We start from the raw sequence: 26,013 nt of genomic DNA, 5'->3' as shown, positions 1-26,013 counted from the left end.
AACATTGAGAGGGAAAATCCGTCGTTATCCTATACCAAAAATTCCCAAACATAATGACCCACGCTAATTTTTTTTCATTGAATTTACTTATACGGCAACGATTGCGTGCCGCAAAAATTCTGCAAATTGGGTAAAGTAGGTATTCACTCTTAAATAAGGAAGCGGTATGTCCCGGATAGATGCGGTGTTCTTCGACTGCGATGGCACGCTGGTTGATAGTGAGGTTATTTGCTCCAAAGCCTACGTGCATATGTTTGCGCAATACGGCATCGAACTTGCGCTCGAGGAGGTTTTCAAAACTTTCAAGGGAATCAAGCTCTACGAAATAATCGACACGATTAATACCCGCTATGGAGTGAACTTGCCAAAAGATGAACTGGAGCCGGTTTATCGCGCCGAAGTTTCGCGTCTGTTTGATAGCGAGCTGGTAGAGATTGACGGCGCAGCAGCACTAATTGCGCAAATCAACGTGCCGATGTGTATCGTTTCCAACGGCCCGGTCAGCAAAATGCAGCATTCACTGGGCAAAACCGGCATGCTCCACCATTTCCCGGACAAACTGTTTAGCGGCTACGATATACAGACGTGGAAACCGGATCCGGCACTGATGTTCCACGCCGCCGAGGCAATGAATGTGGATGTCAAAAACTGTGTGCTGGTGGATGACTCTATGGCCGGTGCGCAATCCGGTATTGCCGCAGGCATGGAAGTTTTCTATTTTTGCGCCGACCCACACAACCAGCCGATTGATCACCCGAAAGTAACGACGTTTACCGATTTAACGCAGTTGCCGGAGTTGTGGCGTGCGCGGGGTTGGAATATCACGGTTTAAGAACGATGGCGGATGGCGCAAGCTTATCCGCCCTACAACGACCGCGCTCAGGTGCTTTGACGTAATTCAACCTGGTAGTTGAACAACTCAACACGTGATTCATCTAACTCATCGTCATCATCGTTATTTAGTAACTCAATCAGCATCTTGCCCGCCTCTTTGCCCATTTTTTTATAATCTATACGTATGGACGTTAGTGTCGGATGGGTTTGATCGCAACTGTCAGAGCCATCAAGACAAGCGACTGCGATGTTTCCAGGAATTTTCAGCAAGCGGCGCTGGCACTCAAACATAATCCCCAGGGCAATTTCTTCATGGCTGCAAATAACCGCATCCAGATCCGGCTGGCGTTGCAGTATTTCAGTTAATGCATAACGCCCGAACTGCAGGCTGGCGGCTTCCGGAGTGGTAATCACTTGATCAGAGTTTTGATAGCGGCTGAGCATCGCTTTATGCCAGCCATTAAGCTGCTGGCGTTGCAGGCGGTTGTCCATATGCGCACCAATAAAGCCGATATTTTTATAACCCTGATCCAGCAAATGTTCCGTCAGTTTATGCGAGGCCTCAAAAAAGCCGGTTTCGAGGGAAATCTTCGCCTGACTAAATGGGGAACCCACAACGTTTATCGTCGGAATGTTAGCCTTTTCGAGTATTTGCCAGGTTTTCTCTGCCAGCTGCGAACCAAAAATCACCAGTGCCGCCGGGTTGCTTTGCAGCAGCGTCATTAATATTTCAGCTTCTTTATGCTGATTATGTTCATGACAGCCAAGCAGTAACTGGAATTCGTTTTTATTCAGCACTTGCTGCAGCGACTGCATAAAGCGCGAACTGGCTTTGTCGATCAAGGAAGGAATCAACACCGCGATGGTATTGCTGTGGCCAGAAGCGAGCGCACCAGCTGCCCGATTGGGGATATAACCCAGTTCTTCCACCGCTTGCTCTATCTTCTCGCGCAGTTTATCGGAAACCTGTTCCGGCGTTCTTAATGCCCGAGAAACGGTCATGGTTCCAACGCCTGCATAATTGGCAACTTCTTGCAGTGTGACCCGCCCGGTACCTCGGCGCTTACGCGTTTTTTCCATTCTGGCTCCCCGAGTTAATACAACTAACTGTTTTCATTATTTTTAATTCACCGTCTGTTCGTCAGACTATTGATCACGTTAGCAAAAACTCTCACGCATTGTATATGCAGGAACTGGATATAGCCAAAGTCAGACCTGGGATAAATGATAGCGCTATCACAATCCTTGATAGCGCTATCAGGTAGCGCTATCAAATGAGACAACCATCACATTAATGTCTGCGCAAAAAATCTACCCTCCTGTTAATTATCATCGGGAGTTATCAGTCGCATGTTAAAGAATCTATTAACCACAGAGGTCATTCAGGTCGTAGAACAGGCTAAAGACTGGCGCGATGCCGTGGCTATTTCATGTCGTCCGCTGATTGAAAATGGTTCGATCGAACCACGTTATGTTGACGCTATTTATCGCACTCATGAATCTATCGGTCCGTATTACGTGGTAGGGCCAGGCATTGCGATGCCACACGCTCGTCCGGAAGAAGGTGCAAATAAACTCGCACTGGCGCTGACGCTGATTACTTCAGGTGTGAATTTTGATGCGGATGAAAACGATCCGGTGAAATTGCTGATTGTGCTGGCCGCGACTGACAGCACCAGCCACATCGAAGCGATTTCCCAACTCGCCCAGTTATTCGATAACGAACAAGACATTCAGGCCATTTTGAAGGCCAAAACAACGCAGGACATTTTGTCCGTCATTGCGCGCTATTAATCCAGGGGAACAATTATGAAAATTACAGTGGTTTGCGGTAACGGCTTAGGTACTAGCCTGATGATGGAAATGAGCATTAAAACCATTCTGAAAGATCTTTCCGTTAATGCAGACGTCGACCATGTCGATCTCGGTTCAGCTAAAGGCACGCCAAGCGATATCTATGTCGGCACTAAAGACATTGCCGAGCAGTTAGTCGCGCAGTCTGTAGGCGGAAAAATCGTCGCACTGGACAACATGATCGATAAGAAAGCCATGAAAGAACGTTTGTCCGTGGCATTAACCGAATTAGGCGCACTGTAAGCAGGAGTCGATATGGATTTCTTTCGTTTTTTGATGAGCGATGTGCTTTCTGAACCAGCAGTGTTGGTAGGTCTAATCGCCTTGATTGGTCTGATCGCACAGAAAAAACCGGTCACAGAATGCATTAAAGGCACCGTCAAAACCATTATGGGTTTTGTGATTTTAGGTGCAGGTGCCGGACTGGTAGTTTCTTCTCTGGGTGATTTTGCGAACATTTTCCAGCACGCCTTTGGTATTCAGGGTGTGGTACCAAACAATGAAGCCATTGTTTCCGTCGCACAGAAAAGCTTCGGTAAAGAGATGGCGATGATCATGTTCTTCGCGATGGTTATCAATATATTGATTGCCCGTTTCACACCATGGAAATTTATCTTCCTGACCGGTCATCACACATTATTTATGTCGATGATGGTAGCTGTGATCCTGGCAACCGCAGGCATGAGCGGTGTAACGCTGATTGCTGTTGGCTCTTTGGTAGTTGGCGTGGCAATGGTCTTTTTCCCAGCCATTGCGCACCCTTACATGAAGAAAGTCACCGGTTCTGACGACGTCGCAATCGGCCACTTCTCAACATTGTCTTACGTGCTGGCAGGGTTCATCGGCAGCAAATTTGGTAATAAAGAACACTCGACTGAAGACATGAATGTGCCGAAAAGTCTGCTGTTCTTGCGTGATACACCAGTGGCTATCTCCTTTACCATGAGCATTATCTTCCTGGTGACCTGCCTGTTTGCTGGTGCAGACGTAGTGAAAGAGCTAAGCGGTGGTAAGAACTGGTTCATGTTCTCTATCATGCAATCCATCACTTTCGCGGCTGGTGTATACATCATTCTGCAAGGTGTGCGTATGGTAATTGCGGAGATCGTTCCGGCGTTCAAAGGTATTTCCGACAAGCTAGTGCCGAACGCGAAGCCTGCGCTTGATTGCCCGGTCGTCTTCCCTTATGCGCCTAACGCGGTGCTGGTTGGCTTCCTGAGCAGCTTTGCCGCAGGTTTAATCGGTATGTTCGCTTTGTATCTGCTGAACATGACGGTGATTATTCCAGGTGTGGTGCCACACTTCTTCGTGGGTGCTGCGGCAGGTGTGTTTGGCAATGCAACCGGCGGGCGTCGAGGGGCGATTTTGGGGGCGTTTGCGCAGGGCTTGCTGATTACCTTCCTGCCAGTGTTCTTGCTGCCAGTACTGGGCGATATCGGCTTTGCTAACACCACGTTCAGTGATGCTGACTTTGGTGCCCTGGGGATTCTGTTAGGCATTATCGTTCGCTAATCGTTGAACGACGCACCAATAAAAACGCCAGCGATTCGCTGGCGTTTTTTTATGAGTTTTATGATTACTCTTTCGGGTCTTTACCAGCCAACAGCTTATCCAGCTCATCGCCACCGACATGACGGAAGTCCTGTCCTTTAACGAAGTAGAAAATAAACTCACAGATGTTCTGGCAACGGTCACCGATGCGTTCGATAGAGCGCGCACAGAACAGTGCAGTCAGCACACTTGGAATAGTGCGTGAGTCTTCCATCATATAAGTCATCAACTGACGCACGATGCCTTCATATTCCTGGTCAACTTTCTTATCTTCGCGATAGATACGCACCGCTTCGTCGAGATCCATACGCGCAAACGCGTCGAGCACGTCATGCAGCATTTGCACGGTGTGGCGGCCTAATGATTCCAGGCTCACCAGCAGTGGCTGATGTTGCTGCGAGAATTTCTCCAGCGCCGTGCGGCAGATTTTATCTGCTACGTCGCCGATACGTTCCAGCTCAGAAATCGTTTTGATGATGGCCATCACCAGGCGCAAGTCACTGGCGGTTGGCTGACGTTTAGCGATGATGCGCACACAGGCTTCATCAATCGCCACTTCCATCATGTTAACTTTCTGATCACCTTCGATAACGCGCTTTGCCAGCTCGCCATCTTGATTGTGCATGGCGGTGATAGCATCAGAAAGCTGTTGCTCCACCAGCCCACCCATGGTCATTACCTGAGTGCGGATATATTCCAGCTCGGCGTTAAACTGGCCGGAAATGTGTTTGTTGAGATTGAGGCTATCCATTTTGTTCTCCAAATCAACCGTAGCGGCCAGTAATATAGTCTTCAGTCTGCTTCTTGGCAGGCGTGGTAAACAGCGTGTCGGTTTCGCTAAATTCAATCAGCTCACCCAGGTACATAAATGCGGTGTGGTCTGAACAACGTGCCGCCTGCTGCATGTTGTGGGTCACGATTACCACGGTGTAATCTTCTTTTAGCTCGGTGATAAGCTCTTCAATGCGACCGGTAGAGATTGGGTCAAGCGCTGAACACGGTTCATCAAGCAGCAACACTTCCGGGCGAATCGCAATACCACGCGCGATGCACAGACGCTGCTGCTGACCACCGGAGAGACTGTATCCGCTCTGGTGTAATTTATCTTTGGTTTCATTCCACAATGCGGCTTTGGTCAAAGCCCACTGCACACGTTCGTCCATATCACTGCGTGACAGCTTTTCAAACAGACGCACACCGAAGGCGATGTTGTCATAAATCGACATTGGGAATGGCGTCGGCTTCTGGAACACCATGCCCACTTTGGCACGCAGCAGGGCGATATCCTGGCTCTGAGTGAGGATGTTTTCCCCATCCAGCAGAATTTCACCTTCGGCACGCTGCTCTGGGTAGAGCGAGTACATTTTGTTAAATGTACGCAGCAGGGTGGATTTGCCACAGCCTGACGGGCCAATGAACGCGGTAACCTGGTTCTTAGCGATATCCAGATTGATGTTTTTCAGGGCATGGAACTTACCGTAATAGAAGTTCAAATCACGAACCTGAATTTTGTCTGGGGTAGTATCGACCATACTCATCTGTTTCTTAATCTCCATCCGACGCCGCCTTTGCCGCGCCGTAAAATTTAACCGTGTTTACTCTTCGCGAAAATCACACGCGCCAGAATATTTAGCAGCAGTACGCAAAGGGTAATAATCAGAACGCCAGCCCAGGCTAACTGTTGCCATTCGGCAAACGGGCTCATGGCAAATTTGAATATCGTCACCGGCAGGTTGGCAATCGGCTGCATCATGTCCGTGCTCCAGAACTGGTTGGAGAGGGACGTGAACAGCAGAGGGGCCGTTTCACCCGCGATACGTGCAATCGCCAGCAATACCCCGGTAATAATCCCGGAAACAGACGCTTTCAGCGTTATCGCGGAAATCATTTTCCACTTTGGCGTACCCAGCGCGTAAGCCGCTTCACGCAGGCTGTCTGGCACCAGTTTCATCATGTTTTCAGTGGTGCGAATCACAATTGGGATTTGCAGCAATGCCAGCGCAATCACCCCGGCCCAACCGGAGAAATGCTGCATCTTCGCCACCACAACGGTGTAAACAAACAGGCCGACAACAATTGATGGTGCAGAAAGCAGGATGTCATTGATAAAACGAATGACTTCAGCCAGAGCGGATTTGCGACCGTACTCAGCCAGATAAATCCCGGCCATGATGCCCAGCGGCGTACCGAAAACAGTCGCCCACAGAATTAACAAGCCGCTACCCGCAAGGGCGTTTGCTAAGCCCCCGCCTTCGGTATTTGGCGGTGGTGTCATTTCGGTAAACAGCGCAATCGACATACCGTCGATACCGCGCGTAACGGTTGAGAACAAAATCCATACCAGCCAGAACAGGCCGAACGCCATGGTTCCCATTGAAAGTGTCAGAGCTACGCGGTTTTTGAACCGACGACGAGCCTGCATTTTGCGGCGAGATTCAGCTAACGCCGCGCGGCTTTGCATTTCTATTGTCGTCATGAACGCGCTCCTTCATTCTTCGCCAGACGCATAACCATGAACTTCGAGATAGCCAGTACGATAAAGGTGATCACAAACAGAATCAGGCCCAGTTCCATTAATGCTGCGGTGTGAAGGCCAGATTCCGCTTCAGCAAATTCATTAGCCAGAGCAGAAGTAATACTGTTGCCCGGCATATACAGCGAGGCACTGTCGAGTTGGTAGGTGTTACCGATGATAAAGGTCACCGCCATGGTTTCACCCAATGCACGGCCCAGCCCCAACATCACACCACCAATCACGCCGTTTTTAGTGAACGGTAAAACGATGCGCCAGATAACTTCCCATGTGGTGCAGCCAATACCATAGGCTGACTCTTTCATCATCACAGGAGTTTGTTCGAATACATCACGCATAACCGCCGCAATGTACGGAATGATCATGATTGCCAGAATGACGCCTGCGGCAAGAATACCAATACCGAACGCCGGGCCGGAGAACAGCTCGCCAACAATCGGCACAGAAGAAAGCACGTTGCCAACAGGTTCCTGGAAGTACTTCGCAAACAGCGGAGCAAAGATGAACAAGCCCCACATGCCGTACACAATACTTGGAATTGCCGCCAGCAGTTCGATGGCGATACCCAACGGGCGACGCAACCAGTTCGGTGCCAGTTCTGTCAGGAACAATGCGATACCAAAACTGACTGGCACAGCAATTAACAGCGCGATAAACGAGGTTACCAGCGTGCCGTAAATCGGCACCAGTGCACCGTAAATATCGTTAGGAGCATCCCACTCTTTCGTCCACAGGAACGAGAAACCAAACTTCTGAATGCTCGGCCAGGAGGAGATAATTAGGGAGATGATGATGCCGCCAAGAAGAAATAGCACAATCAGCGCAGCCAGTTTTACCAGCGCGCTGAAAATGACATCACCTTGTTTGCCAGGGGACTTGAACGTCGGCTTACTTACCGCCATAGCTTACTCTTTGTAGTGTTGGGTTGACCCGGCGTAAGTTACTCTATACACCGGGTTTTATCACCCGAGCTTTAAAAAATTAGTACAGCGCTTTACCGGAGCTGTCTTTTACGTTGGTCTTCCATGCAGCACGAACCTGCTCAACCACGGAATCTGGCAGGGAAGCATAATCCAGCTCGTTAGCCTGTTTTGCACCCTCTTTATAAGCCCAGTCGAAGAACTTCAGCACTTCAGCACCTTGCTCTGGGTTCTTCTGCTCTTTGTGAACCAGGATGAAGGTCGTGGACGTGATTGGCCACGCAGCCTCACCTTTCTGGTTAGTCAGATCCTGAGCGAAGGTTTTGCTCCAGTCCGCGCCTTTAGCCGCGTTAGCAAAGTTTTCTTCAGAAGGGACTACCGGCTTGCCATCTGCGGAAACCAGTTTGGTATAAGCCAGGTTGTTCTGCTTAGCGTAAGCATATTCAACATAACCGATTGAACCAGGCAGACGCTGTACGAAGGCTGCGATGCCGTCATTACCTTTGCCGCCCAAACCTGTCGGCCAGTTTACCGTTGAGCCTGCACCCACTTTAGTTTTCCACTCTTCGTTCACTTTCGCCAGGTAGCTGGTGAAGACGAAAGAAGTACCGGAACCGTCAGCGCGACGCACAACAGCGATGTTTTGTGATGGCAGTTTCATGCCTGGGTTGAGTTTAGCGATAGCTGCATCATCCCATTTTTTGATTTTGCCCAGGTAGATGTCACCCAGTGTTGCACCGTCGAGCACCAGCTCACCGGATTTCACGCCCGGCAGGTTTACTGCCAGAACAACACCGCCGATAACAGTCGGGAACTGGAACAGCCCTTCTTGTTGCAGTTTGTCGTCAGCCAGTGGGGCATCAGACGCACCGAAATCAACAGTGTTAGCAATGATTTGTTTAACGCCACCGGAGGAGCCGATACCCTGGTAATTTACTTTGTTACCAGTTGATTTATTGTAGGTATCTGCCCATTTGGCATACACCGGCGCAGGGAAGGTTGCACCGGCACCAGTCAGGCTTGCAGCGGCGTTTGCGCCAAAAGCAGTCAGGGATAAGGTCGCGGCGACAACAGTTGCGACAGTGGTACGCATAACTTTCATAATGTCTCCTGCAGAGGTGAACGTAAATCGTTGTTTAGTGAATGCAGGATAGAAAATAGGACAGTTTAGTGACAGTTAAATGTACGAAATATGACAGTTTTATGACGGCATCCTGCACCCAGAACACCAACAAATAAAACCATTTAAAATCAATCAATTGATATCAATAACAACAATCACTTTGTCGAAGATTATTTTTGTGTGACAGATAGAATTGTAGTTGAAGATGACAGTTTGTCATAAAAGCCGTGAACAGAGCTTCTGCCATGACAGCGAAAAAAGAGCCGCCAAATGGCAGCTCTTGTAACGACGGTGACAATCAACCCAACCTAGTTGCCGCGATACACCTGTTGGCCTTCGAACATCGTCCACAGAACTTTTGCATCCCTGAGGCTTTCAATGCTGACTTTCTCGAGATTGCGATCAAACAGCACGAAGTCCGCACTCTTGCCTACAGCAATGGAGCCAATCTCTTTATCACGACCAATCACTTTCGCCGCATTGATGGTATAGGCCTGCAACATCGCTGCCCGGTCGATCTTTTCACTATCTGGAGGAAGCTCGCCCAGTTCCCCTTTACGCGTCACTGCAGTGTAAATTGCCAGTAACGGATTAGGGCTGGAGACCGGCCAGTCGCTGGCTCCCGCAATTAAGGCGTGATGGCGGTATAAGTCCCCAGCCGGATAGAGGTGTGTTAATAACGGTGCCGGAACTTTTCCTTCCAGCATGGTAGTTGTCGCACCATCACTATCTATACCAGCCCACAACAGTTGCATTGATGCCGCCACGTTAAGTTGCTGGAAGCGTGGAAGACTTTCCGGGCTGACCACTTCAAGGTGGGTAATGCTGTGCAAAATATTGCTGTTACCGTTCGCTTTGCGGGTACAGGCAACGGCATCCAGTGATTCCTGAACCGCACGGTCACCGATGGCATGGAAATGCACAATCATGTTTTCGGCATCAGCCTTAGCAATCAGCTGGCAATACTTCGCCTTGTCGAGCGTATCGTTACCGCTGTACCCTGGTCGATTAAGATAAGGCTGGCTCAGTTTCGCCGTTTGAGAAGGGTATTCGATTACGCCATCCTGGAAGATTTTAATGCCCATCAGTTTGACATCAGGCGTCTGCGAGAATTGTTCTCTGATCGCGGCAATATCATCAATGGTGGCAGGAGAGGCGTTGATATTGACCAATGCCAGTCCGGTCATATGGCCGGTTAATTTACCGGCTTTTGCCAGAGCGGTATAAGCCGGAAGCACGCCTAAATCATTGCGCCCAGGGCTTGCATTAAACATCGGTGACAGCGGGCGAGTATTGCTCAGTGGCTCCATCCAGGCCGTTAACCCAAAACTGTTCATTACATCCGCTCCCGCTATAACAGCGCGGGAAAGTTTGGCGTCATCCATAGGTGGAATAGAACCCATTACATGGTCCCATGCGCCTTCCGTCATGAAGCCGGTTATTTTACCGTCTGGCGTTAATATCGTTCCAGATTTTATATTGGCATCTGCCTTCTCAAGCGTTTCGGCGGTAATACCCGATTTAATTAGCATCGCCTGGTTAGCCCAACCGGTATGAGCATCTGCTCCCGCTAATACCACAGGGATGTTTTTATATTCTGGCGAATTAAACACGCTATCCAGCAGTGGTATATTATCCCAATAACTTAGCGGTACATTACTGTAAAATTGTATACCGCGAATATCGCGTTGCGGGTTATTGTTATTTTTCTCGACAAATGCACGAATAGCAGCGGCATCATTCATGCCATCTGGAAACTCCAGGGTGAGTGTCTGGAACCCGGCATAAGCCACATGCGCATGGCTGTCGATGAGTCCAGGCATGAGGTACTTGCCTTTTAAATCAACACGCTGAGCGTTTTCCCCTAGCTGTTGGAGAACATCCTGATATTTACCCACAGCAATAATATTTTTGCCTTCTATACCTATGGCTTCAGGATGGAGAACATTCGGATCAGAACTATATATTTCCCCGCCATAGATAATCGTTTTATTATCACTCTGCTGGGCAGCGACAGAATAAGAAGAAATAGCGAGGGCACACACCAGATAAAGCATCGAGCGTTTCATTATTAACTCCATTGTGTTGTATTACATTTGCAAATAAATACGACAGTTATTGTTGTAAATATTTATACTGCTGGTGTGCTTTTTAACGGAATAAAAATATCAAAAACATAATAATCCAGGGCAACATCTGTTTCGTTATAATATTTCTCATAACACGGAATATCGCTTCTGGTTAATCCCCGGTTCTTTATCCAGGCAAAAGCAATATCCCATGCGGTATCCAGATGCTCGCCATAGACAGCGAATTTACACACGGCGTAAGTCCCACCGGCTATCGTCTGAACGGCAACACCTCGGCCAGGCTTTTCCCCATCGTGCAGTTCAATACAGACATCGGTGCGGCATCGCGATTCCAGGGTTACCTCTGGCGCATCCCAGTAAATACATATCATCCCAGCTGGTTGCAGAGGTGTCCTGACAGGGAATGAGTTAAACAGATCCTGGTGCGTTAGCCAGCAAGTCTCTTTCCCATAAGCTCCAAATCTGCGCATATATGCCACCCGTCGAGCAGGCTGCGAAACAATGCTGGCAGAGACGAAGTTGGCCTCCTGCCAGCCGCTCTGCATGTCCTCATCCCTCAGAGAATAGGTGCTTTTTTCGGCTCCGACGTTTCCTGTCTTGCTTTTCGTCTCCGCGGAATACTGACGGTAAAACTCCCCCGGCGAGACAGAAAAATGCTGGCGGAATGCTTTGGCAAAGTTCTGCGAGCTTGAGAACCCGACCCGTAGTGCAAGGTCGGTAATATCTTTTCGAGGAGACTCGATAAGCCACATCGCCGCCCTTTCCATACGCAAACGACGGGTAAAACCAGCAATGGTTTCCCCTACCTGAGCCTTGAAAATACGATGGAAGTGAAAACTGGAGACGGCGACAGCACTGGCGATATCTTCCAGTGTCGGGTTAAAGCAGAGATTCTGGCTAATGTAATCCATCGCCTTAAATACCTGCATTCGGTAATCCTGAGGCATAGCGTTAACTATCTTCTGAATGGCGCGAGTTCATTCCGGTAATTTACGGACAGAAAGCCTGTTAGGGTACGCATTAATCAGCAACGTGTGAGCCGGGCATAAAAAAATCCGGTGTGCTTTTCTATCAGCACCACCGGATTTTTTATTAGTGACGATTCTGTAAGCAGAATCGCCTTAGCGAACGCGCTTTATTCTACGGTGACCGATTTCGCCAGGTTACGTGGCTGGTCAACGTCGGTGCCTTTAATCAGTGCGACGTGATAAGACAGCAACTGCAACGGTACAGTGTAGAAGATAGGTGCGATGACTTCTTCCACATGTGGCATCTCGATGATGTGCATGTTGTCGCTACTGGTAAATCCTGCATCCTGATCGGCGAAGACATACAGATGACCGCCACGAGCACGAACTTCTTCGATGTTCGATTTCAGTTTTTCCAGCAGTTCGTTGTTTGGAGCCACAACGATAACCGGCATGTCCGCATCAATCAGCGCCAGTGGGCCGTGTTTCAGCTCACCCGCCGCGTAGGCTTCTGCGTGGATATAAGAAATCTCTTTGAGCTTCAGCGCGCCTTCCATTGCGATTGGATACTGGTCGCCACGGCCTAAGAACAGCGCATGATGTTTGTCAGAGAAATCTTCAGCCAGCGCTTCAATGCGTTTGTCCTGAGACAACATTTGCTCAATGCGGCTCGGCAGCGCCTGCAAACCATGAACAATATCTTGCTCAATAGACGCATCAGCCCCTTTCAGGCGGCTCAGTTTCGCCACCAGCATCAGCAGAACGGTAAGCTGAGTGGTAAATGCTTTGGTGGATGCGACACCGATTTCAGTGCCCGCATTAGTCATCAGCGCCAGATCGGATTCGCGCACCAGGGAAGAACCCGGCACGTTACAGATAGCCAGTGAACCCAAATAACCCAGCTCTTTGGACAAACGCAGCGCCGCGAGGGTATCTGCCGTTTCGCCGGACTGAGAAAGGGTGATCATCAGGCTATTACGGCGCACCGCCGATTTACGGTAGCGGAATTCAGAAGCGATTTCGACATCACACGGCACGCCTGCCAGTGATTCAAACCAGTAGCGCGAAACCATGCCCGAGTTATAAGAAGTGCCGCACGCCACAATCTGGATGTGCTCAACCTGAGACAGCATTTCGTTAGCTTTCGGGCCAAGCTCAGAGAGATCAACCGCACCGTGGCTAATGCGCCCGGTCAGGGTATTTTTAATCGCGTTCGGTTGTTCGTAGATTTCTTTCTGCATGTAGTGGCGATAAATACCTTTGTCGCCCGCGTCATATTGCAGATTAGATTCGATGTCCGGACGTTTAACCTGCTCGCCTTTGGTGTCAAACACGGTGACAGCACGACGAGTCACTTCCGCGATGTCGCCTTCTTCCAGGAAGATAAAGCGACGCGTGACCGGCAACAGAGCCAGTTGGTCGGATGCGATAAAGTTTTCACCCATGCCGAGGCCGATAACCATCGGGCTACCAGAACGCGCTGCCAGCAGAACGTCCGGATTGCGGGTATCCATGATCACAGTACCGTAAGCGCCACGCAGTTGCGGGATAGTACGCAGCACGGCTTCACGCAGAGTACCGCCCTGCTCCAGTTCCCAGTGAACTAAATGCGCGATAACTTCGGTATCGGTCTGTGAAACGAAGGTGTAACCGCGACCCTGCAGTGTTTCACGCAGTGGTTCATAGTTTTCAATAATACCGTTGTGAACCACAACAATATGTTCGGAAACATGCGGGTGAGCGTTTACTTCGGAAGGTTCGCCGTGAGTCGCCCAGCGAGTGTGAGCTATACCGGTACCGCCATGCAGCGCAGTTTCCGCTGCTGCTTCAGCCAGTTTGTTCACTTTACCCAAGCGGCGCAGACGGGTCATATGACCTTTTTCGTCAACTACAGCCAGACCCGCGGAGTCATAACCACGGTATTCCAGACGACGTAGTCCTTCGAGAAGGATTTCAGCGATATCACGTTGCGCAACCGCGCCAACAATTCCACACATAAGATTAGTTTCCTGATAATGGCATTACGCCATGTGTTGTCGCTGACCTGTATTTTCCGGTTTTTTCCGGAGCCCCGAGCCTTGTAGAGAGTGGGGTTATAGTTTTGGTACTGCAATTGGGCGGGGGAATATGTTTTCCCCTCACCAAAAAAACGCCTTCTCCTGAGGGAGAGGGGATAAAATTATTTTTTCTTCACCGGACGCTGCCAGCCCTGGATATGAGTCTGCTTCACGCGACTCACTACCAGTTCATCTTCACCCACGTTACGCGTGACAGTCGTGCCCGCGCCAATGGTTGCGCCACGAGCCACGGTCACCGGTGCCACCAGCTGGCTGTCGGAACCGACAAATACGTCATCGCCGATGATAGTTTTAAACTTGTTCGCACCGTCGTAATTACAGGTAATGGTGCCGGCACCGATATTCACGTTATCGCCAATTTCAGCATCGCCTAAATAACTCAAATGACCGGCTTTGGAACCTTTACCTAAACGGGCTTTTTTCATTTCCACGAAGTTGCCAACGTGCGCGCCTTCTGCCAGTTCGGCTCCAGGACGCAAACGAGCAAATGGGCCGATGGTGCACGCGCTCGCAAGATTTGCATCTTCCACAACGGAATACGGGCTGATTTCACAGTCATCGCCAATCACGCTGTTTTTAATCACGCAACCGGTACCAATTTTGACGCGATGACCTAACGTCACTTTTCCTTCAATAATGACATTAGTATCAATTTCAACATCACGCCCATGTGTCAGTTCACCGCGTAGGTCGAAACGAGACGGATCACGCAACATGACCCCTGCTAACAGCAGTTTATCGGCCTGCTCAGTTTGGTAGACGCGCTCAAGGCGGGACAGTTGCAGACGGTTGTTTACGCCTTCAACTTCACTTAAACGATCGGGATGAACTGCCGTTATTTCGCGTCCTTCATGGTGTGCCAGCGCGATAATATCGGTGATATAGAATTCACCCTGAGCATTGTTGTTATCGAGCTTCGCCAACCAACGTTTCAGGTCAGCACCATTGGCCACCAGAATACCGGTGTTGATTTCGTCAATTTTGCGTTGTTCTTCTGTGGCATCTTTATGTTCAACAATGCCAACAACTTTGCCATTTTCACGAGCGATGCGGCCATAACCGGTTGGATCGTCCAGTTTTACCGTGAGCAGACCAATGCCACCTTGCGGTTTGGCATCACGCAGGCGTTGTAAGGATTCAACAGAAATAAGCGGCACGTCGCCGTAGAGCATCAGGATATCTTCATCATCGGCAAAGAAAGGTGCCGCTTGCTGCATCGCGTGGCCGGTGCCTAATTGCTCAGCCTGCAAAACCCAGTTCAGTACGCCATCACCGAGCGTGTTTTTCAGCAAGTCACCACCATGACCGTAAACCAGATGCACACGCTGCGCGCCTAAATTATTCGCCGCATCAATAACATGCTGAACCATAGGTTTCCCGGCAAGGGTATGTAATACCTTCGGGAGGTCTGAATACATGCGGGTCCCTTTGCCTGCGGCTAGGATAACCACGCTCATCGCATTGTTTGACATACGCGTCCTGACTTTAATTTGAGAGTGAAGTAAAACGATTTCTCGTTGAAAATTCTACATATTTTGCAACACAAATTGCACAGCCGGAAATTTATACATCGCGGCAGAATGCAGACAGATTTGACGGCTAAGTTTAGGCTTTTTTGCTGCAAACAAGTACTACAGATGCGTATGAAAGGAGCTATGCCATTGGTTTAAAGCTTATTTTCAACCTGAAATAAAGCCTGGTTTATTGCTAAGAATGGCTGTCGAAGAGGTAAAAAAAATGCCAGTCAGGGAAACCTGGCTGGCATTTGTCTTTTCAAGCAGGTAGTTACATCGCTTTTCTGGTCAACTCGATAACACGAAGTTTCGCGATCGCTTTAGCCAGTTCAGCAGAAGCCTGAGCGTAGTCCACATCTCCGTGGGAAGTGTGCATACGCTCTTCCGCTTTACGCTTCGCTTCCAGGGCTCGAGCTTCGTCGAGGTCCTGCCCACGAATCGCGGTATCGGCCAGCACCGTAACGGTGCCAGGTTGCACTTCCAACACACCACCGGACAGGTAGATATACTCTTCTTGTCCGTGCTGTTTCACGATGCGGATCATACCAGGCTTAATGGCGGTGAGCAGCGGTGCGTGACCAGGGTAAATACCCAGTTCGCCTTCGCAACCCGTTACCTGGATCTTCTCAACCAGACCGGAGAACATTTGGCTCTCCGCGCTGACGACGTCCAGGTGGTAAGTCATTGCCATATCACCCTCCGATTAAGGCGTTAAAGTTTTTTGGCTTTCTCAACAGCTTCGTCGATAGTACCAACCATGTAGAACGCCTGCTCTGGCAGATGGTCGTACTCGCCGTCCATGATGCCTTTAAAGCCACGGATAGTATCTTTCAGCGATACGAACTTGCCCGGAGAACCGGTAAAGACTTCTGCTACGAAGAATGGCTGAGACAGGAAGCGCTGAATCTTACGCGCACGTGCTACAACCAATTTATCTTCTTCAGAAAGTTCATCCATACCAAGAATGGCGATGATATCTTTCAGTTCCTGGTAACGTTGCAGGATTGACTGCACGCCACGCGCGGTGTCGTAGTGTTCCTGGCCAACAACCAGTGGATCTAACTGACGGCTGGTGGAATCCAGTGGATCTACCGCAGGGTAGATACCCAGAGACGCGATGTTACGGCTCAGTACCACGGTTGCATCCAAGTGCGCAAAAGTGGTGGCTGGAGATGGGTCAGTCAAGTCATCCGCAGGTACGTATACCGCTTGAACAGAAGTGATTGAGCCAGTTTTGGTGGAGGTAATACGCTCCTGCAAAACACCCATCTCTTCTGCCAGAGTTGGCTGGTAACCTACCGCAGATGGCATACGACCCAGCAGTGCAGATACTTCTGTACCGGCCAGGGTATAACGGTAAATGTTATCAACGAACAGCAGAACGTCACGACCTTCGTCACGGAACTTCTCAGCCATGGTCAGACCGGTCAGTGCTACGCGCAGACGGTTACCTGGTGGTTCGTTCATCTGGCCATAAACCAGTGATACTTTGTCCAGAACGTTGGAGTCGGTCATTTCGTGGTAGAAGTCGTTACCCTCACGAGTACGCTCACCCACGCCTGCAAACACAGAGTAACCAGAGTGCTCAATCGCGATGTTACGAATAAGCTCCATCATGTTTACAGTTTTACCTACACCCGCACCACCGAACAGACCGACTTTACCGCCCTTAGCGAACGGACAAATCAGGTCCATTACTTTGATGCCGGTTTCCAGCAGATCCTGGGAGCTAGACAGTTCTTCGTAGCTTGGTGCAGCACGGTGAATAGCCCAACGCTCTTCTTCGCCGATATCGCCTTTCATGTCGATAGGCTCACCCAGGACGTTCATGATACGGCCCAGAGTCGCTTTACCTACCGGCACTTCAATTGGGTGATCGAGGTTAGTAACTTCCAGACCGCGACGCAGGCCGTCAGAAGTACCCATGGCGATAGTACGAACTACGCCACCACCCAGCTGTTGCTGAACTTCCAGCACCAGACGTTCTTTACCATTTGTAACCTCAAGGGCGTCGTACACTTTTGGTACGGCATCCTGAGGGAACTCGACGTCCACCACGGCGCCGATTACCTGGATAATCTTTCCAGTAGCCATCTCGAATCCTCTAAATACGTAAACCTGGTTATACCGCGGAAGCGCCACCGACGATTTCGGTGAGTTCCTGAGTAATGCTGGCCTGACGAGCTTTGTTGTAAACCAACTGCAGCTCTTTAATCAGGCTGCCGCCATTGTCGGTAGCGGCTTTCATCGCCACCATTCGTGCGGCCTGCTCGCTGGCCAGGTTTTCTACGACGCCCTGATAAACCTGAGATTCCACATAACGGCGCAGCAAGGTGTCCAGCAGCGCTTTAGGATCAGGTTCATACAGATAATCCCAGGATTTCTTCTTCAACTCACCGTCTTCTGCTGGCGGTAACGGCAGCAGTTGGGTGAGGGTAGGAACCTGAGACATTGTGTTAATAAATTTGTTGCTGACAACATACAGCTTGTCCAGACGGCCTTCATCGTAGGCCTGCAACATCACTTTCACCGGGCCAATCAACTCGGACACGGAAGGGAAATCACCCATACCTGTCACTTGGGCAACAATATTGCCGCCTACAGAGTTGAAGAAAGAGACGCCTTTGGAGCCGATCATTGCGATTTCGCTTTGAACGCCTTTATCGGACCACTCTTTCATGTCAGCCAGCAGCTTTTTGAACAGGTTAGTGTTCAAGCCACCACACAGACCACGGTCAGTGGACACCACCAGGTAGCCCACGCGTTTGATTTCGCGTTCATCCAGGTAAGGGTGTTTGTATTCAAGATTACCCAGAGCAAGGTGGCCAATCACTTTACGCATTGTTGTTGCGTAAGGACGGCTGGCAGCCATGCGTTCCTGCGATTTACGCATTTTGGACGCGGCGACCATTTCCATTGCTTTGGTGATCTTCTGCGTGTTCTGGACGCTTGCGATCTTACTACGTATCTCTTTTGCGCCGGCCATGAGCTTCTCCTCAATGCCTTGCGGCTTGCCCTAAGACAAGCCGCCAGACTTTACCAGGACTGAGTTGCTTTGAAGGAATCGAGGATGCCTTTCAGCTTGCCTTCGATTTCGTCGTTATAGCCACCAGATTGGTTGATTTCTTGCATCAGTGGAGCATGGTCACGGTCAACGTAAGCCATCAGAGCGGCTTCGAAGCTACCGATTTTAGCCAGTTCCACATCTTCGAGGTAACCACGTTCAGCAGCGAACAGAACCAGAGACTGCTGCGCAACAGACATCGGCGCATATTGTTTCTGCTTCAGAAGCTCGGTCACTTTTTGACCGTGATTCAGCTGCTTACGGGTCGCGTCGTCAAGGTCAGATGCAAACTGAGAGAACGCAGCCAGTTCACGATACTGTGCCAGAGCGGTACGGATACCACCGGACAGTTTTTTCATGATCTTGGTCTGAGCAGCACCACCAACACGCGATACGGAGATACCCGGGTTAACCGCAGGACGAATACCGGCGTTAAACAGGTTGGATTCCAGGAAGATCTGACCATCGGTAATAGAAATTACGTTGGTCGGAACGAACGCGGAAACGTCGCCAGCTTGAGTTTCGATAATCGGCAGAGCAGTCAGGGAACCGGTTTTACCTTTCACTTCACCTTTGGTGAATGCTTCAACGTACTCGGCGTTAACACGCGCAGCACGTTCCAGCAGACGGGAGTGGAGGTAGAACACGTCGCCTGGGAATGCTTCACGACCTGGTGGACGACGAAGCAGCAGGGAGATCTGGCGGTACGCAACAGCCTGTTTAGACAGGTCATCGTATACGATCAGTGCATCTTCACCGCGGTCACGGAAGTATTCGCCCATTGCGCAACCAGCATACGGAGCCAGGTATTGCAGTGCAGCGGATTCAGAAGCAGTAGCAACCACCACGATGGTGTTAGCCAGTGCGCCGTGTTCTTCCAGTTTGCGAACCACGTTAGAAATAGTGGATGCTTTCTGGCCGATAGCAACGTAGATACATTTGATGCCGGAATCACGTTGGTTGATGATGGCATCGATCGCCAGCGCTGTTTTACCAGTCTGACGGTCACCGATGACCAGCTCACGCTGACCACGGCCGATTGGAATCATGGCATCAACAGACTTATAACCAGTCTGAACTGGTTGGTCTACCGATTGACGCTCGATTACGCCCGGAGCAATCGCTTCAACAGCAGCAAAGCCGTCGTGGTCCAGAGGACCTTTACCGTCGATTGGCGCACCCAGGGTGTTCACCACGCGGCCCAGCAGGCCACGGCCAACTGGTACTTCAAGAATACGGCCAGTACACTTAACTTTCATGCCTTCGGCAAGGTCAGCGTACGGACCCATTACTACCGCACCTACAGAGTCGCGCTCAAGGTTCAGTGCAATGGCGTAACGGTTTCCCGGAAGGGAAATCATCTCACCCTGCATTACATCGGCCAGGCCGTGTACGCGGATGATACCGTCACTTACAGAAACGATTGTACCTTCGTTGTGAGCCTCGCTCACAACACTGAACTGAGCAATGCGCTGCTTGATCAGTTCGCTGATTTCGGTGGAATTCAGTTGCATGCTCCAGTCCCCTTAAGACTGCAAGACGTCTGTCAGGCGATCAAGACGGCCGCGTACGCTACCATCAATGACCATATCACCCGCACGGATGATGACACCTGCCATTACAGACTTATCAATTTTGCAATTCAGCTTAACTTTGCGTGACAGACGTTTTTCCATCGCGGCGCTGATTTTCGAAAGCTGGGCTTCGTTTAACGCGCTGGCAGAAGTCACTTCGACTTCAACCGTAGCCTCGCGGGCTGCACGCAGTTGAACGAATTGCTCTAGAACATCAGGAAGAACCTTCAAACGACCGTTTTCAGCCATCACCTTAATCAGGTTCTGGCCGTTGGCGTCTAACTGGTCACCACAAATAGAGATAAACGACTGAGAGAGCGTTTCCGGGGCTAAAGCGCCGGAGAGTAGCTCTGTCATTTGTTCGTTTTTAGACACCTCAGCAGCGAAAGCTAGCATAGACTGCCAGTTATCAATGCCTTGGTGTTCGACGGCAAAGTCAAAAGCTGCTTTGGCGTAGGGGCGAGCTACAGTTACAAATTCAGACATCAGCCCCTCCCTCCTTACAGTTCAGCGACCAGTTTATCAACGATGTCGCTGTTAGCAGCTTCATCCACGGAACGTTCAATGATCTTCTCGGCACCGGCAATTGCCAGCAGAGCCACTTGCTTACGCAGTTCTTCACGAGCGCGTTTACGCTCAGCGTCGATTTCTGCCTGAGCCTGTGCAACGATTTTGTCACGTTCCTGCTCTGCCTCGGTTTTAGCTTCTTCAAGGATCTGTGAGCGGCGTTTGTTCGCTTGCTCAATAATCACCTGAGCTTCCGCTTTGGCTTTTTTCAGCTGGTCGGTCGCGTTGGCCTGTGCAAGGTCAAGGTCCTTTTTGGCACGTTCTGCAGAAGAGAGACCGTCAGCAATTTCTTGTTGACGCTTCTCGATGGCAGCCATGATTGGCGGCCATACGTACTTCATGCAGAACAGAACAAACAGGACAAACGCGATGGCCTGGCCGAGGATTGTTGCGTTAAGATTCACAGCACAATGCCTCTTTGTTAGTTAACGTTCTGATATTGCTTGATATGTTAAGCAATGCTTACTACGCGACGGCGAACATCACGTACAGACCCAGACCAACAGCGATCATCGGGATAGCATCCACCAGACCCATAACGATAAAGAACTGAGTACGCAGCAAAGGAATCAGATCAGGTTGACGCGCTGCGCCTTCCAGGAATTTTCCCCCGAGGATGCCGATACCGATCGCAGCACCGATTGCCGCCAGACCCATCATCACAGCGGCAGCCATGTACAGCAGATCCATATTCAGGTTTTCCATGACAGTCTCCAGTTTGTTTCAGTTAAAACGCAGTAGTGGTAAGTAAAATCAATGCTCTTCAGATGCCATCGACAGATAGACAATCGTCAGAACCATGAAAATGAAGGCTTGCAGCGTAATGATCAGGATGTGGAAAATGGCCCAAGGCACACTCAGAATCCACTGTGACCACCACGGCAACAGACCAGCAATCAGAATGAAAATCAATTCACCGGCATACATGTTGCCGAACAGTCGCAGACCAAGTGAGATAGGCTTGGACAGCAGGCTTACACCTTCAAGGATTAAGTTGAAAGGAATAAATGCCCAGTGATTGAACGGCTGCAGCGTCAGCTCTTTCGTGAAGCCGCCAATGCCTTTCATTTTGATGCTGTAGAAAAGAATCAAGATAAACACGCCCAGCGCCATAGACAGGGTGATATTCACGTCCGCAGACGGCACCACACGCAGGGCTGGCAGGCCAAAGATGTGCTCGCCGATATATGGCAAGAAATCGATTGGCAGCAGGTCCATCAAGTTCATCAGGAATACCCAGACAAAGACAGTCAAGGCTAGCGGTGCGATGACCTTGCTTTTGCCATGGTACATGTCTTTGACACTGCTATTAACAAAACCGATGATCAACTCAACTGCTGTCTGGAATTTCCCTGGGACACCACTGGTAGCATTTTTAGCTACTTTGCGGAATAACACCAGGAACAAGAAACCCAGAACCACGGAGAAGAACATGGAGTCAATATTGAGCGTCCAGAAGGTGGCCGGGGGGTTATGCGGATCCACCAGCGAGAAAGTACGCAGGTCCAACTGAAGGTTATTCAGATGGTGGCCTATATACTCCTGCGGTGTAGAGATTTCTCCTGCAGACATGATGCCTCTTACCCTTTGTTGTTAATTACAGCTGGTGCGAGTATCTGCACAACCAGCACCGAAACCCACGTCACAATAAGCGGCAACAATACCGCCTTAAAACCAGCTAACGCCACCACCAGTATGGTAAAGCTCGCAATCACCTTTAACACTTCGCCGATAGCGAAGGTCCAGGCCAAACGGCCTTTAGACGGTGTATGCACCTGGTGACGCCAGGCGAAATTCATAAACACTGCATTTGGCAACCAGGCTGCCAGGCCTCCGCCGAAAGCAGAAGCACCCCACGCGGGGTCTTTGAGGCAAAACAGCAATCCAATTGCTATCACTGCTAGTAGCTGAAGGAACAGAAGCTTACGAGCAACGTTTCTACTCAATAGCGACACAGACATGGCGTATCCTAACTCCTGCTCCCTTCGGGGTATGTCGCGTGTCGTATAAAACTTCCTTTACGACTCCGAGTCAAGCCTCAAAAAGCGAGCAAATTATACGGTGCGGCCCCGTGATTTCAAACAATAAGTAGCAAAAAGGTGAACAAATGTTTAAATATTTTCCTGTACCGTTATTTTTCAACTTTTGCTGAATAGCGGTTATTTTCCTGAAAACTGCAAATAACCGAAATACCCATAGAATAAAGCGTGCACCAGATCACAAATCGAACATGTCATATGCTCTGGACATTTGTCTGTCTCTTAAAGTGCGAAACACAGATGTCTGATAAATAAGCTGATTACAGTCTAGTCTATTTAAAACAACCTGAAACACTGCAAAAACATTTCATTGACATTTTTATTAAGCTTTTAACATTAGGCTAAGTAAAAAATTCACAAAACAATTAGCACGGTTATATTTTCAATGTTAACTATTTTTAAGTTCGATAATAGATAGCTAGTTAAAAAATAGGGGCGATAAAGTTAAAATATCGTTAAATGTAACCAGGGGTGTCAGCCATTTTCCCTTGTATTTTTAACGTTCACGAAACAATCCTTTCTCACCTTTTTTTGATAAATATTAAGTTTTGTTTGCCTTAATCATCACCAAATGTCGTTCACCATCAAGCTCCGGAACCTGCAAACGAATAACTTCTTCAACGCTAAAGTTCTCAGGCAAGGTTGCAATCTCATCATCAGGGCGTAAACCCTTTAGAGCGTAGAAGCAACCATTCTCCGCTGGCAGATGCTTACACCAGGTCACCATGTCCGTCATAGAAGCAAAAGCACGGCTGATGACGCCATCAAATGGCGGTTGTGCAGGGAACTCTTCCACACGACTTTGCACCGGCGTGATGTTTTCAAGATGCAGCTCATGCTGAACCTGGCGTAAGAAGCGTACACGCTTACCCAGGCTATCAAGCAGCGTAAAATGCGCATCAGGACGTACAATCGCCAGTGGAATACCCGGTAAACCCGGCCCAGTACCGACGTCGATAAAACGCGATCCCTGCAAATACGGTTCGACAACAATGCTGTCGAGAATATGGCGCACCAACATGTCATCTGGGTTACGTACTGAAGTCAGGTTATATGCTTTGTTCCACTTGTGGAGCAATTCAACATACCCTACCAGCTGTACTTTCTGGTTTTCTGGTAACGTGATACCCGCGCTTTTCAGCAGGCGATTCAGTTTGTTAAGCACGGCAGTCTGTATCCATCAAAATCTGTCAAAAAAAAGGCCAGGATATCCCGGCCCTGAAATATGTTCTCAGGCGCTACGGCGTAGCAAGCCTTGTTTCTTTAGCCAGACAAGCAAGATCGAAATCGCAGCCGGGGTGACCCCTGAAATACGCGATGCCTGTCCAATTGATACGGGCTTATGATCATTAAGCTTGGCGATCACTTCGTTAGAAAGACCACTTACCTGCCGATAATCAAGCGTTGCAGGCAACAACGTGTTTTCGTTACGTTGTTGTTTTTCAATCTCTTCTTGCTGACGAGCGATGTAGCCTTCGTATTTGACCTGAATTTCTACCTGCTCTGCGGATTGTGGATCTTCAAGGCCCGGTGCAAAGACGGACAATTGCATCATCTCAGCATAGGTCATTTCTGGGCGACGCAGCAGATCTTCGCCATTTGCTTCACGCGACAATGGTGCGCTCAGTTTGGCGTTCACTTCTTCGACACTTTCAGAATGCGGGTGCAGCCAGATGTCTTTCAGACGTTGGCGTTCAAGCTCGATGCTCTCCAGCTTTTCGTTGAAGCGTGCCCAACGAGCATCGTCCACCAGGCCCATTTCACGGCCAACAGCGGTTAAACGCAGATCGGCGTTGTCTTCACGCAGCATCAAACGATATTCGGCACGTGAGGTAAACATGCGGTACGGTTCTTTGGTTCCGAGGGTGCAAAGATCGTCAACCAGTACGCCAAGGTAAGCTTGGGAGCGTGCAGGTGCCCAACCCTCTTTCTCAGCCGAGAAGCGTGCGGCGTTAAGACCCGCCAGCAAACCTTGTGCTGCGGCTTCTTCGTAGCCGGTAGTACCGTTGATTTGGCCAGCAAAGAACAGACCCTGAATATATTTGCTTTCCAGTGTCGGTTTCAGATCGCGAGGATCGAAGAAGTCATATTCGATAGCATAGCCAGGACGCACGATCTTCGCGTTTTCCATACCTTCCATCGAACGGACGATCTGCATCTGGACATCAAACGGCAGGCTGGTGGAGATACCGTTCGGGTAAATTTCGTTGCTGGTTAGCCCTTCAGGCTCAAGGAAGATTTGATGCTGGTTACGGTCAGCAAAACGCATCACTTTGTCTTCGATTGATGGGCAGTAACGTGGCCCGATCCCTTCGATAACGCCTGCGTACATCGGGCTGCGATCGAGGTTATTACGAATAACATCGTGTGTTTTTTCGTTGGTATGCGTGATGTAACACGGTACTTGCGCAGGATGCTGGTTCACATTCCCCATGAACGAGAACACCGGCATCGGGTTATCGCCATGCTGTTTCGCAAGTACGCTGAAATCTATGGTGCGTGCATCGATGCGTGGAGGAGTGCCTGTTTTCAGGCGGCTGACACGCAGTGGTAATTCACGCAGACGGCGTGAAAGCGAAATGGACGGTGGATCACCAGCACGGCCACCGCTGTAGTTATCCAGTCCGATATGAATTTTGCCATCCAGGAAAGTACCTACGGTCAGTACCACGGATTTAGCGCGGAACTTCAGGCCCATTTGCGTCACAGCACCAACGACACGATCGTTCTCGACAATCAGATCCTCAACAGCTTGCTGGAAGATCATCAGATTGGGCTGGTTTTCCAGCGCAGTGCGTACCGCCTGACGGTACAGCACACGGTCAGCCTGAGCACGAGTAGCCCGAACTGCGGGGCCTTTGCTCGCGTTTAGTATCCTAAACTGGATGCCTGCATGGTCGATAGCTTTTGCCATCAAACCGCCTAAAGCGTCCACTTCTTTAACCAGATGTCCCTTGCCAATACCACCGATCGCTGGGTTGCAAGACATTTGCCCTAACGTGTCGATATTGTGAGTCAAAAGAAGGGTTTGTTGGCCCATCCGTGCAGCGGCCATTGCAGCCTCGGTGCCTGCATGACCCCCGCCAATGATGATGACGTCAAAAGGATCTGGATAAAACATGGTACTGCCTCACGGTTTTGCAAATGGGGGATGACTGATTCCCGGGGTTGGCGATTCTACTTAACTTTAGCCTTTCGAGAAAGCCTTGGGATCCCCGGTAATTAAAAGAAGATCTTTTTTATTTAAAGATCTCTTTATTATGATCTCTTATTAGGATCGGCATGTTCTGTGGATAAGCGCTTT

General features: G+C 49.7%; 25 protein-coding genes. 4 read left to right on the top strand and 21 right to left on the bottom strand.

Going from position 1 to position 26,013, the window contains the following annotated elements; all coding sequences use genetic code 11:
* Nucleotides 1-166: 166 nt before the first annotated feature.
* On the top strand, nucleotides 167-832 hold the full coding sequence (gene yieH, locus MES37_RS06930; protein ID WP_237930755.1) for a 6-phosphogluconate phosphatase: 666 nt from the start codon (nucleotides 167-169) through the stop codon (nucleotides 830-832).
* 47 nt (nucleotides 833-879) lie between these two features.
* On the opposite strand, the gene MES37_RS06925 is transcribed toward yieH, so the two are convergent.
* Nucleotides 880-1,914, bottom strand: a complete 1,035-nt coding sequence (locus MES37_RS06925) for a LacI family DNA-binding transcriptional regulator (RefSeq protein WP_064542019.1) — start codon at nucleotides 1,912-1,914, stop codon at nucleotides 880-882.
* Between the two features lie 270 nt (nucleotides 1,915-2,184).
* Here MES37_RS06925 and MES37_RS06920 point away from each other — a divergent pair, with 270 nt between their 5' ends.
* Genes MES37_RS06920 through MES37_RS06910 form a run of 3 tightly spaced genes read left to right on the top strand, consistent with a single transcriptional unit; the run spans nucleotide 2,185 to nucleotide 4,200 of the window.
* Nucleotides 2,185-2,628: a PTS sugar transporter subunit IIA gene (locus tag MES37_RS06920; RefSeq protein WP_064542016.1), complete on the top strand. Its 444-nt coding sequence runs from the start codon at nucleotides 2,185-2,187 to the stop codon at nucleotides 2,626-2,628.
* Between the two features lie 15 nt (nucleotides 2,629-2,643).
* A complete protein-coding gene (locus MES37_RS06915) occupies nucleotides 2,644-2,931 on the top strand; it encodes a PTS sugar transporter subunit IIB (protein ID WP_064542013.1) in 288 nt (95 codons plus the stop codon).
* A gap of 12 nt (nucleotides 2,932-2,943) precedes the next feature.
* On the top strand, nucleotides 2,944-4,200 hold the full coding sequence (locus tag MES37_RS06910; RefSeq protein ID WP_064514855.1) for a PTS ascorbate transporter subunit IIC: 1,257 nt from the start codon (nucleotides 2,944-2,946) through the stop codon (nucleotides 4,198-4,200).
* Between the two features lie 64 nt (nucleotides 4,201-4,264).
* Here MES37_RS06910 and phoU read toward each other — a convergent pair whose 3' ends face one another.
* The 20 genes from phoU to mnmG all read right to left on the bottom strand — a co-directional run bounded on the left by phoU (nucleotide 4,265) and on the right by mnmG (nucleotide 25,830).
* Nucleotides 4,265-4,990 carry a phosphate signaling complex protein PhoU gene (gene phoU / locus MES37_RS06905; protein ID WP_034460681.1) on the bottom strand — a complete coding sequence of 242 codons (726 nt, stop codon included), beginning with the start codon at nucleotides 4,988-4,990 and terminating at the stop codon, nucleotides 4,265-4,267.
* Between the two features lie 13 nt (nucleotides 4,991-5,003).
* Entirely contained in the window at nucleotides 5,004-5,777 is a 774-nt protein-coding gene (pstB, locus tag MES37_RS06900) for a phosphate ABC transporter ATP-binding protein PstB (protein WP_064514930.1), read from the bottom strand.
* 47 nt (nucleotides 5,778-5,824) lie between these two features.
* Nucleotides 5,825-6,715: a phosphate ABC transporter permease PstA gene (gene pstA, locus MES37_RS06895; RefSeq protein WP_237930747.1), complete on the bottom strand. Its 891-nt coding sequence runs from the start codon at nucleotides 6,713-6,715 to the stop codon at nucleotides 5,825-5,827.
* On the bottom strand, nucleotides 6,712-7,674 hold the full coding sequence (gene pstC, locus MES37_RS06890; protein ID WP_064542005.1) for a phosphate ABC transporter permease PstC: 963 nt from the start codon (nucleotides 7,672-7,674) through the stop codon (nucleotides 6,712-6,714). Before pstC ends, pstA begins: the two co-directional genes overlap by 4 nt.
* Before the next feature lie 79 nt (nucleotides 7,675-7,753).
* Nucleotides 7,754-8,794, bottom strand: a complete 1,041-nt coding sequence (gene pstS / locus MES37_RS06885) for a phosphate ABC transporter substrate-binding protein PstS (protein ID WP_237930728.1) — start codon at nucleotides 8,792-8,794, stop codon at nucleotides 7,754-7,756.
* A 329-nt stretch (nucleotides 8,795-9,123) separates the two neighbouring features.
* Nucleotides 9,124-10,884 (bottom strand): amidohydrolase, encoded by a 1,761-nt coding sequence (locus MES37_RS06880; RefSeq protein WP_121814645.1) that lies wholly within the window; start codon nucleotides 10,882-10,884, stop codon nucleotides 9,124-9,126.
* 62 nt (nucleotides 10,885-10,946) lie between these two features.
* Complete coding sequence (locus MES37_RS06875; protein ID WP_237930727.1) at nucleotides 10,947-11,816, bottom strand: AraC family transcriptional regulator; 870 nt, start codon at nucleotides 11,814-11,816, stop codon at nucleotides 10,947-10,949.
* A 224-nt stretch (nucleotides 11,817-12,040) separates the two neighbouring features.
* On the bottom strand, nucleotides 12,041-13,870 hold the full coding sequence (gene glmS, locus MES37_RS06870; RefSeq protein ID WP_064541993.1) for a glutamine--fructose-6-phosphate transaminase (isomerizing): 1,830 nt from the start codon (nucleotides 13,868-13,870) through the stop codon (nucleotides 12,041-12,043).
* Between the two features lie 182 nt (nucleotides 13,871-14,052).
* Nucleotides 14,053-15,423: a bifunctional UDP-N-acetylglucosamine diphosphorylase/glucosamine-1-phosphate N-acetyltransferase GlmU gene (gene glmU / locus MES37_RS06865; protein WP_121814643.1), complete on the bottom strand. Its 1,371-nt coding sequence runs from the start codon at nucleotides 15,421-15,423 to the stop codon at nucleotides 14,053-14,055.
* 313 nt (nucleotides 15,424-15,736) lie between these two features.
* Complete coding sequence (locus MES37_RS06860; RefSeq protein ID WP_064541987.1) at nucleotides 15,737-16,156, bottom strand: F0F1 ATP synthase subunit epsilon; 420 nt, start codon at nucleotides 16,154-16,156, stop codon at nucleotides 15,737-15,739.
* Nucleotides 16,157-16,176: 20 nt separating this feature from the next.
* The gene (gene atpD / locus MES37_RS06855) at nucleotides 16,177-17,559 is read right to left on the bottom strand and encodes a F0F1 ATP synthase subunit beta (RefSeq protein ID WP_064541984.1); all 1,383 of its coding nucleotides are present in this window, start codon (nucleotides 17,557-17,559) and stop codon (nucleotides 16,177-16,179) included.
* A gap of 28 nt (nucleotides 17,560-17,587) precedes the next feature.
* On the bottom strand, nucleotides 17,588-18,451 hold the full coding sequence (atpG, locus tag MES37_RS06850; RefSeq protein WP_064541981.1) for a F0F1 ATP synthase subunit gamma: 864 nt from the start codon (nucleotides 18,449-18,451) through the stop codon (nucleotides 17,588-17,590).
* A gap of 50 nt (nucleotides 18,452-18,501) precedes the next feature.
* The gene (gene atpA, locus MES37_RS06845; RefSeq protein ID WP_064541978.1) at nucleotides 18,502-20,043 is read right to left on the bottom strand and encodes a F0F1 ATP synthase subunit alpha; all 1,542 of its coding nucleotides are present in this window, start codon (nucleotides 20,041-20,043) and stop codon (nucleotides 18,502-18,504) included.
* A 12-nt stretch (nucleotides 20,044-20,055) separates the two neighbouring features.
* Nucleotides 20,056-20,589, bottom strand: a complete 534-nt coding sequence (gene atpH, locus MES37_RS06840; RefSeq protein WP_064541974.1) for a F0F1 ATP synthase subunit delta — start codon at nucleotides 20,587-20,589, stop codon at nucleotides 20,056-20,058.
* Between the two features lie 14 nt (nucleotides 20,590-20,603).
* Entirely contained in the window at nucleotides 20,604-21,074 is a 471-nt protein-coding gene (gene atpF / locus MES37_RS06835) for a F0F1 ATP synthase subunit B (RefSeq protein ID WP_034499875.1), read from the bottom strand.
* A gap of 61 nt (nucleotides 21,075-21,135) precedes the next feature.
* The gene (gene atpE / locus MES37_RS06830; RefSeq protein ID WP_000429386.1) at nucleotides 21,136-21,375 is read right to left on the bottom strand and encodes a F0F1 ATP synthase subunit C; all 240 of its coding nucleotides are present in this window, start codon (nucleotides 21,373-21,375) and stop codon (nucleotides 21,136-21,138) included.
* Between the two features lie 48 nt (nucleotides 21,376-21,423).
* A complete protein-coding gene (gene atpB, locus MES37_RS06825; protein WP_064541971.1) occupies nucleotides 21,424-22,242 on the bottom strand; it encodes a F0F1 ATP synthase subunit A in 819 nt (272 codons plus the stop codon).
* Nucleotides 22,243-22,250: 8 nt separating this feature from the next.
* On the bottom strand, nucleotides 22,251-22,631 hold the full coding sequence (atpI, locus tag MES37_RS06820; protein ID WP_064541969.1) for a F0F1 ATP synthase subunit I: 381 nt from the start codon (nucleotides 22,629-22,631) through the stop codon (nucleotides 22,251-22,253).
* 619 nt (nucleotides 22,632-23,250) lie between these two features.
* Nucleotides 23,251-23,874 (bottom strand): 16S rRNA (guanine(527)-N(7))-methyltransferase RsmG, encoded by a 624-nt coding sequence (gene rsmG / locus MES37_RS06815; protein WP_064541966.1) that lies wholly within the window; start codon nucleotides 23,872-23,874, stop codon nucleotides 23,251-23,253.
* 66 nt (nucleotides 23,875-23,940) lie between these two features.
* Nucleotides 23,941-25,830, bottom strand: coding sequence for a tRNA uridine-5-carboxymethylaminomethyl(34) synthesis enzyme MnmG (gene mnmG / locus MES37_RS06810; RefSeq protein ID WP_064541964.1), 1,890 nt, complete (start codon nucleotides 25,828-25,830; stop codon nucleotides 23,941-23,943).
* Nucleotides 25,831-26,013: the final 183 nt, after the last annotated feature.

The organism is Buttiauxella sp. S19-1 (assembly GCF_022134725.1).
Taxonomy (GTDB): domain Bacteria; phylum Pseudomonadota; class Gammaproteobacteria; order Enterobacterales; family Enterobacteriaceae; genus Buttiauxella; species Buttiauxella ferragutiae.
This window is presented reverse-complemented; position numbering and strand designations above follow the sequence as displayed.